This window comes from Vibrio sp. Vb0667 (assembly GCF_033391095.1).
Window position 1 is genome coordinate 1 of the sequence record NZ_JAWPOL010000264.1, and the last position, 1,206, is coordinate 1,206.

Sequence of the window (1,206 nt, forward strand, 5' to 3'; positions counted from 1 at the left end):
GCACTTGGTACATCTACTCCAAAACATCCATTTACCAAGCAACAGCAACGTTATTGATTCAAGAAGAGCAAAAAAGTGCGCTATCGATTGAAGAAGTGTACGGCGTAGATACGACCAAGAAAGAGTACTTTCAAACACAAATCGCTATTCTGAAATCCAACCACATTGCCGACAAAGTCATTAATGAACTGAATTTAACTCAACACCCTGAATTTACGAGCTCTGGTGGACTAAAACAAAAAATCGACGACATCAAAGCAGTCCCGTTAGTACAAGATTTATTGAATGTCTCTCCTAGCCCAAAAGAGACATCACAATACTCTGAGTCTTACTATCAAGCACTTCAAGCCTTCAAAAGAAAGCTAGAAATTGAACCTGTTCGAAACACACAGTTAGTGCGAATTAGCTTTCGTTCTGCCGATCCAAAGTTAGCAACAAGAGTCGCGAACGCGGTTGGTCAGGCTTATATTGATGCCAACTTCGAAGCCAAGCTCGTAGTGACTCAAAATGCAGCAACATGGCTGACTAATAACTCTCAAAAACTCGAAGAGCGCTTAAAAAAATCAGAGCATGCTTTGCAAGAGTTTTTGCTCAAAGAAGGCCTGATTGATATCAACGGCATCGACGACATCTACGCCAACGAACTAGAAGAGCTTAACCGTAAACTCAATACCGCTGTCAATAAGCGCATCGAAGCGCAAACCTTGATCCAACTACTAAAAAGAAAATCTTCTCAGAATCTTGATAGCCTGCTGTCCATTGACGAGTTTGCCAATCAAGCTCAGATTCGTGATTTGAAACTTTCAGAAGCCCAAGCTGCGAAGAACGTTTCTGAACTGGCGCAACGTTATGGACCAAAACACGATCGAATGGTCCAAGCGAAAGCGCAACTCGCCTCTATTCAAGAGCGAACTCAGCAATTGATTCGCGAAATCTCTTTTAGTAAGCAACAAGACTTACTTGCAGCGAAAGCTCAAGAAGACATGTTGCGCGAAGAACTGGACAGAAAAAAATCAGATTTCCAATCATTGGGTTCGCAAAAGGCGCGCTATGAGCAATTGAAACGAGAAGTAGAGTCAAACAAAGATCTTTACGAAGCTTTCTTAAATCGAGAAAAAGAAACCAGCGCTACTAGCGATTACAAAAATGTGACCGCTCGCTTTACTGATAAAGCGATCATTCCACTGTTTCCTGTCGCGCCACAAC

At 42.2% G+C, this 1,206-nt stretch carries 1 pseudogene; it reads left to right on the forward strand.

From position 1 onward, the window contains the following. A pseudogene (locus R8269_RS25150) lies at positions 1–1,206 on the forward strand (GumC family protein); the annotation flags it as partial.